The organism is Neisseria sp. HMSC70E02 (genome assembly GCF_001838645.1).
GTDB lineage: Bacteria > Pseudomonadota > Gammaproteobacteria > Burkholderiales > Neisseriaceae > Neisseria > Neisseria macacae.
The window spans coordinates 46,470-57,296 of the sequence record NZ_KV838078.1 but is presented as its reverse complement, the minus strand read 5'-3'; the positions used below and the strand labels follow the sequence as shown (position 1 = coordinate 57,296).

General features: G+C 52.4%; 7 protein-coding genes and 1 pseudogene. 3 read left to right on the top strand and 5 right to left on the bottom strand.

Annotated elements, in window-relative coordinates:
* The first annotated feature begins 549 nt into the window (after positions 1 to 549).
* The 3 genes and pseudogenes from putP to HMPREF3277_RS15190 all read left to right on the top strand — a co-directional run.
* A complete protein-coding gene (gene putP / locus HMPREF3277_RS03870; protein WP_070870100.1) occupies positions 550 to 2,076 on the top strand; it encodes a sodium/proline symporter PutP in 1,527 nt (508 codons plus the stop codon).
* Between the two features lie 276 nt (positions 2,077 to 2,352).
* Positions 2,353 to 5,958, top strand: a complete 3,606-nt coding sequence (gene putA, locus HMPREF3277_RS03865) for a bifunctional proline dehydrogenase/L-glutamate gamma-semialdehyde dehydrogenase PutA (RefSeq protein WP_070870099.1) — start codon at positions 2,353 to 2,355, stop codon at positions 5,956 to 5,958.
* 115 nt (positions 5,959 to 6,073) lie between these two features.
* Positions 6,074 to 6,136, top strand: a pseudogene (locus HMPREF3277_RS15190) (transposase); the annotation flags it as partial.
* A 234-nt stretch (positions 6,137 to 6,370) separates the two neighbouring features.
* Here HMPREF3277_RS15190 and nqrF read toward each other — a convergent pair.
* Genes nqrF through HMPREF3277_RS03840 form a run of 5 tightly spaced genes read right to left on the bottom strand, consistent with a single transcriptional unit; the run spans position 6,371 to position 10,826 of the window.
* A complete protein-coding gene (nqrF, locus tag HMPREF3277_RS03860; RefSeq protein WP_003741084.1) occupies positions 6,371 to 7,588 on the bottom strand; it encodes an NADH:ubiquinone reductase (Na(+)-transporting) subunit F in 1,218 nt (405 codons plus the stop codon).
* Between the two features lie 13 nt (positions 7,589 to 7,601).
* Positions 7,602 to 8,195, bottom strand: coding sequence for an NADH:ubiquinone reductase (Na(+)-transporting) subunit E (nqrE, locus tag HMPREF3277_RS03855; RefSeq protein ID WP_049222568.1), 594 nt, complete (start codon positions 8,193 to 8,195; stop codon positions 7,602 to 7,604).
* 3 nt (positions 8,196 to 8,198) lie between these two features.
* On the bottom strand, positions 8,199 to 8,825 hold the full coding sequence (locus HMPREF3277_RS03850; RefSeq protein ID WP_003755984.1) for an NADH:ubiquinone reductase (Na(+)-transporting) subunit D: 627 nt from the start codon (positions 8,823 to 8,825) through the stop codon (positions 8,199 to 8,201).
* Positions 8,825 to 9,601, bottom strand: a complete 777-nt coding sequence (locus HMPREF3277_RS03845) for a Na(+)-translocating NADH-quinone reductase subunit C (protein ID WP_070870098.1) — start codon at positions 9,599 to 9,601, stop codon at positions 8,825 to 8,827. The genes HMPREF3277_RS03850 and HMPREF3277_RS03845 overlap by 1 nt, the downstream gene beginning before the upstream one ends.
* On the bottom strand, positions 9,594 to 10,826 hold the full coding sequence (locus HMPREF3277_RS03840; protein WP_070870097.1) for an NADH:ubiquinone reductase (Na(+)-transporting) subunit B: 1,233 nt from the start codon (positions 10,824 to 10,826) through the stop codon (positions 9,594 to 9,596). Before HMPREF3277_RS03840 ends, HMPREF3277_RS03845 begins: the two co-directional genes overlap by 8 nt.
* Between the last annotated feature and the right edge of the window lies 1 nt (position 10,827).

Here is a 10,827-nt window from a genome sequence, read left to right as displayed (position 1 = left end):
TTGTCCTGATTTAAATTTAATCCACTATATTTCCGACAACTGGCACAAACCGGATTCCGCTCTTTATCCACGCCCAACAGACCAGTAAGGGGTCGTCTGAAAATTTCAGACGACCCTTTGCCTTGCCTCATCGACTTCCTAAACCCTATCCGATTTATAGTGGATTAACTTGTTGTCTGATTACATTCAATCCGCATCCGTTTCCAAATACTTCAGAAAGATAGTTTCAAGCCTATTTAAATGCAATATTTTTCAAGATAGTTTGTAAACTAATGTTTTTAATATGGTTTGAAAAATATTTCAGTAAAACCGGCAAGCAACGGTCATCATGAGCTTTGCAAGCCTACTGTTTTCAGGTATCCTCAAACGGATTATTTACAATTTAATATGTTTTAATTACATATCTAATTGAATTAATAAATGATTTATTTCTAACAAGCTACAAAAAATAGAAATTTCCGCTGTATTTTAATTAGAAAAATGTTTGGGCGTGGATTGCCTGCAATTTCATCAGCCCGTGATTTTGAAGTTTTAGATGAGGAATAGTACATGAATCCCATGTATATCACTTTTGCAATCTATCTGATTGCCGTTCTCTTGATTGGTCTGGCCGCGTATTTCTCCACGCGCAATTTCGATGATTATATTTTGGGCGGCCGCAGCTTGGGTCCGTTTGTTACGGCGATGTCGGCGGGTGCGTCCGATATGTCGGGCTGGCTTTTGATGGGTCTGCCCGGCGAGATTTATCTTTACGGTTTGAATAAATCTTGGATTGCCATCGGTTTAGTGATCGGCGCGTATTTCAACTGGCTTTTGCTAGCTGGTCGTCTACGCGTTCATACCGAACATGCCAATAACGCGCTGACGCTGCCGGATTATTTCTTCCACCGCTTCGGCGCGGGCGGACATTTGATGAAAGTGGTTTCCGCGCTGATTATCTTGTTTTTCTTCACGATTTATTGCGCCTCGGGCATTGTGGCGGGGGCAACCTTATTCCAAAGCCTGTTTGAAGGCATGACTTACAAGCAGGCGATGTGGCTGGGCGCGGGTGCAACCATTGCCTATACCTTCTTGGGCGGATTCTTGGCGGTCAGCTGGACGGATACGCTGCAAGCTTCTTTGATGATTTTTGCGCTGATTTTGACACCTATGATGGTGTATTTGGGTCTGGGTGGTGCAGAACAAATGTCTGCCGCGATTCAAAGCGTTGCCGCAAGTACAGGCAAGGAATATAACAGTCTACTTGCCGGTACGACCGTCATCGGCATTATTTCCACAGCCGCATGGGGCTTGGGCTATTTCGGTCAGCCGCACATTTTGGCGCGCTTTATGGCGGCTGAAAGCGCGAAATCACTGGTATCGGCACGCCGCATCGGTATGACTTGGATGGTGTTGTGTCTGGCAGGCGCAGTGGCGGTCGGTTATTTCGGTATTGCGTATTTTGGTGCAAACCCCGACCAAACCGCTTCCATGCACGGCAACCACGAACGTATCTTCATCGCGCTTTCTACTTTATTGTTCAACCCTTGGATTGCAGGCATTATTTTGAGCGCGATTTTGGCGGCGGTCATGTCCACTTTGTCTTGCCAGCTTTTGGTTTGCTCCAGCGCGATTACCGAAGACTTCTACAAAGGCTTTTTGCGTAAAAATGCGCCGCAAAAAGAGCTGGTGTGGGTGGGTCGTCTGATGGTGTTGGCGATTGCCATCATCTCGATTTTGATTGCGTCCGACCCTAAGAGCAAAGTTTTGGGCTTGGTGTCTTATGCGTGGGCAGGTTTCGGCGCGGCGTTCGGTCCGATTGTGATTCTGTCGGTATTGTGGAAACGCATTACGGCATACGGCGCTTTGTCGGGCATGATTGCCGGCGCGCTGACTGTGGTGGCGTGGACGGAGTGGGTCAAAAAACCTGCTTTGGCAGCAAATGAAACCGGTATTTGGACTATGTACGAAATCGTCCCCGGCTTTATCGCCTGCTTGATTATCGCTGTTCTGGTTTCACTGACCGACAAAGAGCCGTCTCGTGAAATCCAAGAACGTTTTGAAAAAGCGGACACAGAATACCGCGAGGCGAAATAAGTGTTTTCAGACGACCTGCCGTTGACCGCAGGTCGTCTGAATTTTTATACGGGAAAGCAGGTTTTGTTTTTATATTGATGCTCATGCGGATAATGCACTCTTTTAGCTTTATCTGCTTTTTATCAAAGCAAAAAATCCTGTTTTTGAGATAAATTGCTTGTCCGGCCCTTATAAATTTATTAAGATATTATCTATATGCTTTAAATCTTTTCAGACGACCTCGAAAAGGGATGGGGTCGTCTGAAAATCATCATAAAAACTTTGGAGAACCTTAAAATGTTTGACTTTGCTTTTCCGACACAAACGCCACTGCGCCAAGCGATTACCGATGCTTACCGCCGCGACGAAATCGAAGCCGTTCAGGATATGCTGCAACGCGCCCAGATGAGCGATGAGGAGCGTCGGGCGGCGTCCGAACTCGCGCGCCGTTTGGTTACGCAGGTTCGTGCCAGCCGCACTAAAGCCAGCGGGGTGGATGCGCTGATGCACGAGTTTTCGCTCTCCAGCGAAGAAGGCATTGCGCTGATGTGTCTGGCGGAAGCTTTGCTGCGCATTCCCGACAATGCGACGCGCGACCGCCTGATTGCCGACAAAATTTCCGAAGGCAACTGGAAAAGCCATTTGAACAACAGCCCGTCCCTGTTCGTCAACGCCGCCGCATGGGGCTTGCTGATTACCGGCAAACTGACCGCGCCGAGCGACAAGCAGATGGGTTCGGCTCTGAACCGCCTCGTCAGCAAAGGCGGCGCGCCCCTGATCCGCCAAGGCGTGAACTACGCCATGCGCTTGTTGGGCAAGCAGTTTGTTACCGGACAAACCATTGAAGAAGCGCTGCAAAACGGCAAAGAGCGTGAAAAAATGGGCTACCGCTTCTCCTTCGATATGTTGGGCGAAGCCGCCTACACCCAAGAAGATGCCGACCGCTATTACAACGACTACGTCCAAGCCATTCACGCCATCGGCAAAGATGCCGCCGGACAAGGCGTTTATGAAGGCAACGGCATTTCCGTCAAACTTTCCGCCATTCATCCGCGCTACTCGCGCGCCCAACACGAACGCGTGATGAGCGAACTCCTGCCTCGTCTGAAAGAGCTGTTCCTTTTGGGTAAAAAATACGATATCGGTATCAATATCGACGCCGAAGAAGCCAACCGTTTGGAGCTGTCTTTGGATTTGATGGAAGCACTCGTTTCCGACCCCGATTTAGCCGGTTACAAAGGCATCGGCTTTGTCGTTCAGGCATATCAAAAACGCTGCCCCTTCGTCATCGACTATCTGATTGACCTTGCCCGCCGCAACAATCAAAAACTGATGATCCGCCTCGTTAAAGGCGCGTACTGGGACAGCGAAATCAAATGGGCGCAAGTGGACGGCCTGGACGGCTATCCGACCTACACCCGTAAAGTCCATACCGACATTTCCTACCTCGCCTGCGCGCGCAAACTGCTGGACGCGCAAGATGCCGTGTTCCCGCAATTCGCCACCCACAACGCCTACACCTTGGGCGCGATTTACCAAATGGGCAAAGGCAAAGACTTTGAACACCAATGCCTGCACGGCATGGGCGAAACCTTGTACGACCAAGTGGTCGGCCCGCAAAACTTAGGCCGCCGTGTGCGCGTGTACGCCCCGGTCGGTACGCACGAAACCCTGCTCGCCTACTTGGTGCGCCGCCTGTTGGAAAACGGCGCGAACTCGTCGTTTGTCAACCAAATCGTCGATGAAAACATCAGCATCGACACGCTGATCCGCAGCCCGTTCGACACCATCGCCGAACAAGGCATCCACCTGCACAACGCCTTGCCGCTGCCGCGCGATTTGTACGGCAGGGGTCGTCTGAATTCCCAAGGCGTCGATTTCAGCAACGAAACCGTGTTGCAACAGCTTCAAGAAAAACTCAACCGCGCCGCCGCGCAAGACTTCCACGCCGCATCCATTATCAACGGTAAAGCCCGCGATGTCGGCGAAGCGCAACCGATTAAAAACCCCGCCGACCACGACGACATCGTCGGCACAGTCAGCTTTGCCGATGCCGCGCTTGCCCAAGAAGCCGTCGGTGCAGCCGTTGCCGCGTTTCCTGAATGGAGCGCGACGCCTGCCGCCGAGCGCGCCGAATGCCTGCGCCGTTTCGCCGATTTGCTGGAACAACACACCCCCGCGCTGATGATGCTTGCCGTGCGCGAAGCAGGTAAAACGCTGAACAACGCCGTCGCCGAAGTGCGCGAAGCCGTCGATTTTTGCCGCTACTACGCAGGCGAAGCCGAAAACACCCTGCCCAAAGATGCCAAAGCCGTCGGTGCCATCGTCGCCATCAGCCCGTGGAACTTCCCGCTCGCCATCTTTACCGGCGAAGTCGTTTCCGCATTGGCGGCGGGCAACACCGTTATCGCCAAACCTGCCGAACAAACCAGCCTGATTGCCAGCTACGCCGTTTCCCTGATGCACGAAGCAGGCATCCCGACTTCCGCCTTGCAACTTGTCCTCGGCGCAGGCGATGTCGGCACGGCGCTGACAGGCGATCCGCGTATCGGCGGCGTGATTTTCACCGGTTCGACCGAAGTGGCGCAACTGATTAACAAAGCCCTCGCCAAACGCGACGACAGCCCCGTATTGATTGCCGAAACCGGCGGTCAAAACGCCATGATTGTCGATTCCACCGCGCTGCCCGAGCAGGTTTGCTTGGACGTGCTCAACTCCGCCTTCGACAGCGCGGGACAACGCTGCTCCGCCCTGCGTATCCTTTGCGTCCAAGAGGACGTTGCTGACAAGATGCTCGCCATCATCAAAGGCGCGATGGACGAATTGGTCGTCGGCAAACCCGTTCAACTTACCACCGACGTAGGCCCCGTCATCGATGCCGAAGCGCAGCAAAACCTGCAATCGCACATCAATAAAATGAAAGGCGTTGCCAAGTCTTACCACGAAGTCAAAGCCGCCTCCGACGTTGATCCTGCGAAATCCACTTTCGTGCTGCCGATTTTGTTCGAACTCAACAACTTGAACGAACTCACCCGCGAAGTCTTCGGTCCCGTCCTGCACGTTGTCCGCTACCGTGCCGACGAACTTGACCAAATCATCGACCAAATCAACAGCAAAGGCTACGCGCTCACCAGCGGCGTACACAGCCGTATCGAAGGTACGGTCAAACGCATCCGCGAACGCATCGAAGCGGGTAACGTTTACGTCAACCGCAACATCGTCGGCGCCGTCGTCGGCGTACAACCGTTCGGAGGACACGGTATGTCCGGTACTGGTCCGAAAGCGGGCGGCTCGTTCTACCTGCAAAAACTGACCCGTATCCCCGAATGGGTTGCCCCGCCGCTGAGCCGCATCGGACAAGCGGACGAAGCCGCGCTCAAACGCCTCGAAGCCTTGATTCACAAGCTGCCGTTTAATGCGGAAGAGAAAAAAGCAGCGGCATCAGCATTGGGACACGCCCGCATCCGCACCCTGCGCCAAGCAGAATCCGTCTTGGTCGGCCCGACCGGCGAACGCAACGCCATGAGCTGGCGCGCGCCCAAACGCGTCTGGGTACACGGCGGCAGTCTCCTGCAAGCCTTCTGCGCCCTGACCGAACTTGCCGCCGCAGGCATCGTAACCGTCGTCGAACCCGACAGCCCGCTTGCCTCCTACACCGCCGACCTCGAAGGCCTGCTGCAAGTCAACAGCAAACCTGAAAACACAGGCGTGCACCACGTCGCCGCCCTAAGCCCGCTGGACAGCAGCCGCAAGCAAGAGCTGGCAAAACGCGACGGCGCACTCATCCGCATCCTCCCGTCCGAACAAGGCTTAGACATCCTGCAAGTGTTTGAAGAAATTTCTTGCAGCGTCAATACCACAGCCGCCGGCGGCAACGCCAGCCTGATGGCCGTTTCCGACTAAAAGGACTGAATAAACGCCAGAGCGTTTGAACAAAGGTCGTCTGAAAACGTTAGCAAAACCCGCTAAGTCCATTTTCAGACGACCTTTTTATGCTTTGATAAAAAGTTGGATTAGTTATAGTGGATTAACTTTAAATCAGGACAAGGCGACGAAGCCGCAGACAGTACAGGTAGTACGGTAAGGAGAGGTAACGCCGTACTGGTTTAAAGTTAATCCACTATAACTTATGCCTTCAAAAATGAAGCAGAAATTTGAGAGATATCGTGGATAAGATAAGATGAGGAGAAAACTTATTCCGGTTATTTCGACAAATAGGGATAACGGCAGGCAAATACCCTACTTCTATTTCAATTCGCATCAACAAAAAAGGAAGAAACCGAGGTTTCTTCCTTTTGTATTTGAAGCCGAATATTTAACCGCCGAAATCATCCAAGAGGATGTTTTCATCTTCCACGCCCAAGTCTTTGAGCATTTTGATGACGGACTGGTTCATGATTGGCGGGCCGCACATATAGAATTCGCAGTCTTCCGGTGCTTCGTGGTTTTTCAGGTGGTTTTCGTAAACCACGTTGTGGATGAAGCCTGTGTAGCCGTCCCAGTTGTCTTCCGGCAGCGGATCGGACAAGGCGACGTGCCATGTGAAGTTCGGGAACTCTGCCGCGAGTTGGTCGAAGTCTTCAACATAGAACATTTCACGTTTGGAGCGTGCGCCGTACCAGAAGGTGATTTTGCGTTTGGAGTTCAAACGTTTCAACTGGTCAAAAATGTGAGAACGCATCGGCGCCATACCTGCACCGCCACCGATGAATACCATTTCTGCATCGGTATCTTTGGCGAAGAATTCGCCGAACGGACCGGAGATGGTTACTTTGTCGCCGGGTTTGAGCGACCAGATGTAAGACGACATTTGTCCCGGAGGCGCATCGGGTACGCGCGGAGGCGGTGTCGCGATACGCACGTTCAGCATGATGATGCCTTTTTCTTCTGGATATGAAGCCATGGAGTAAGCGCGCAAAATCGGCTCGTCCACTTTGGAAACATATTGCCACAGATTGTATTTGTCCCAGTCTTCATGATATTCCTTAGGAATGTCGAAGTCCTTATAGGCAACAGTGTGCGGCGGGGCTTCGATTTGGATGTAGCCGCCGGCGCGGAAGGGAACTTCCTCGCCTTCGGGAATGGCAAGCTTGAGTTCTTTAATGAACGTGGCTTTGTTGTCATTGGAGATGACGGTGCATTCCCATTTTTTCACACCGAACACTTCTTCCGGTACTTCGATGTCCATGTCGGTTTTGACGTTGACCTGACAAGACAGACGGCAGCCTTCGCGTGCTTCTCGTTTGCTGATGTGGGACAACTCGGTCGGCAGAATGTCGCCGCCGCCGCTTTTCACGACAACGCGGCATTGTCCGCACGAACCACCGCCACCACAGGCGGAGGGCACGAAGATGCCTTGGCTGGCAAGCGCGCCCAACAGTTTGCCGCCGGCGGGCATAGTCAGCTCTTTTTCATCATTGACTTTGATGGTGATGTCGCCTTCGCTCACCAGCTTGGATTTGGCAAACAGAATCATCAGTGCCAAAGCCAAGACGATGACGGTAAACATCACGATACCTAAAATAATTTCCATGCCGAATCCTTTCTTATAACTGGATGCCGGAGAACGACATAAACGCCATCGCCATCAGGCCGGCGGAGATGAAGGTGATGCCCAGTCCTTTGAGGCCTTTGGGAGCGTCCGAATATTTCATTTTTTCGGTAATGCCCGCCAAAGCGACAATTGCCAACATCCAGCCTAAACCCGCGCCAAAGCCGTACACGACGGATTCGCCGAAGTTGTATTCGCGTTGCGCCATAAACGAAACAGCACCAAAAATCGCGCAGTTTACGGTAATCAGCGGCAGGTAGATGCCCAGCGCGTTATAGAGGGCGGGAACGAATTTGTCCAAGAACATTTCCAAAATCTGCACCAAAGCCGCAATCACGCCGATGAAGGTGATGAATTTCAGGAAGGTCAAATCCACGCCTTCGACAATCGCGCCGTCTTTGAGCAGCGAGTAAACGAGCTGGTTGGCAGGGACGGACAGACCGAGTACGAAAGTAACGGCAACGCCCAAGCCGAATGCGGTGGATACTTTTTTCGATACCGCCAGAAAAGTACACATGCCCAAGAAGAAGGACAGCGCCATGTTTTCAATGAAGACGGATTTCACAAAAAGGCTTAAGTAATGTTCCATGTCTTATTCCTCCGCCTGTTCGGGTTTCCATGTACGCAAACCCCAAATCAAAAAGCCGATGATGAAGAATGCGCTCGGTGCCAGCAGGAAGAGGCCGTTGGTTTGATACCAGCCGCCGTCCTGCACGGTTTGGAAAACGGTGTAGCCCAAGAGTTTGCCAGAGCCGATAAGCTCACGGATGGTTGCGATGATAATCAGCATCATGCCGTAACCTGCGCCGTTACCGATACCGTCCACCAGGCTTTCCAGCGGCGGCTCTTTCATGGCGAAGGCTTCAGCACGACCCATCACGATACAGTTGGTAATAATCAGGCCGACGAATACGGAAAGCTGTTTGGACAATTCGTAGGCATAGGCCTGCAACAATTGGTCAACCAGCGTAACCAGCGACGCGACAATCGCCATCTGCACGATAATGCGGATGCTGTTCGGGATGTAATTACGCACCAGCGAGATAAAGAAGCTGGAAAAACCGGTTACCAAACTGACGGAAATACCCATCACGATGGCCGTCTGAAGTTTGGTGGTAACCGCCAGCGCCGAACAAATCCCCAAAACCTGCAAGGCAATCGGGTTGTTGTCGATAAAGGGTGAAAACATCAAATGTTTCAAGCGTTTCATATCAGCCATTATTGTGCTCCTGCTGATTTCAATTTGTTCAGGTAGGGGATATAGCCGTTTTCGCCGAACCAGTAGGCAAACGAGCCTTGTACGCCTTTGGAAGTCAGCGATGCGCCGGAAAGGGCATCTACGCCATGCTCTTTGTCCGAGCTTCCGCCTTTGGAAACATGCAGGGCAAGTTTGCCTTGTTCGTCAAAGAGTTTTTTGCCGACGAATTTTTGTTGCCACAACGGATTGCCAATTTCGCCGCCCAAGCCCGGAGTTTCGCCTTGGTCGTAGTAGGTAATGCCGTTGATGGTGTTGCCGTCAGGTTGGATGGCGACGAAGCCGTACATGACTGACCACAGACCGTTGCCGTGCATAGGCAGGATGATTTGGCTGACTTTGCCGTCATCGCCTTTTACCAAATAAACTTCAGTGTATTTGGCGCGGCTCTTGATGCCTGCCAAATCGTCTTCAGGTTTGATTTGGATGCTTTGCGCGGGGTCTTTGGCGGCAACGCGCGCGCTAAAATCTTTCGGCGCGTCTTTCACATATTCGCCGGTCGCCAAATCGACCACGCGTTGTTCGATGCGGTCGGCAAAGGTTTTGCTGATGTCGGTACTTTTATCGAGCAAACCGGCAACGCTCAGGATGTAGCTTTGCTTGTCCTGAACCTTTTGTTTTTCCTGCACCGGTTTCAAGCCGACAACCGCGCCCGCCACGATGACCGAGCAAATCAGGCTGACTGCCAACACCACAATCAGCGTGCCGCTGAAGCTGTCTTTATCGAATTTCTTAGCCATTGCTGCGCGCCTTTCTGCGTTTGATGTTCGCTTGTGCGACGAAATAGTCGAAAATCGGGGCAAACAGGTTGGCAAACAGAATCGCCAACATCATGCCTTCGGGGTAAGCCGGATTGACCACGCGGATTAACACGCACATCACACCGATTAGCGCGCCGTACCACCATTTGCCGACATTGGTAAAGGAAGCGGAAACAGGGTCGGTCGCCATAAACAGCATACCGATGGCGAAGCCGCCGACGACCAGATGCCAGTACCAAGGCATGCTGAACATCGGGTTAGTGTCCGAACCGATAACGTTAAACAGCGAAGACATGGCGATCATACCGATCATCACGCCGGCAATAATGCGCCAAGAAGCGATGCGGGCAAACACGATAAACGCGCCGCCGATTAAAAGCGCCAAAGTGGATACTTCGCCGATAGAACCGGGCACATTACCAATAAACGCATCCATCCAAGTGATGGATTGATTGGTAACGGCATTTTTCAGACCTTCCGAACCGTGTGCCGCCCACTGAGCCAGCGCAGTTGCGCCGGAATAGCCGTCAACCGCCGTCCAAACGGTGTCGCCGGTAATATTGGCAGGATAGGCGAAGAACAAGAAGGCACGGCCTGCCAGCGCGGGGTTCATAAAGTTTTTACCCGTACCGCCGAACACCTCTTTCGCAACCACCACGCCGAAGGTAATACCCAAGGCGGCCTGCCACAGCGGCAGCGTAGGCGGAACGATTAAGGCGAACAAAATCGAAGTAACGAAGAAACCTTCGTTGATTTCGTGTTTGCGTACGGTGGCAAACAAGACTTCCCAGAAACCGCCGACGGCAAATACGGTCGCGTAAATCGGCAGGAAGTAAATCGCGCCGAACAGCATTTTGCCCAACACGCCCGCTTCAGACGACATATTGATGCCCAAAGCGTTGGCAAGGGCGTAATGCCAGTCATTGGCGATGCTTTGTTGCAGCAAATCGGGCGTCAATGCGCCGAATGCCTGCGCGCCGACGTTGTACATACCGAAGAACATGGCGGGGAACAAAGCCAGCCACACCAAAATCATCATGCGTTTGGAGTCGAGCGCGTCGCGGACGTGCGCCGCTTTGCGCGTTACCACGCCGGATGTATAGAAAATCGTCGCCGCAGCTTCATAGAGGGCATACCATTTTTCATGTTTGCCGCCTGGCAGGAAGTGCGGTTCGATTTTTTCCAGAAAATGTTTCAAGCCCATA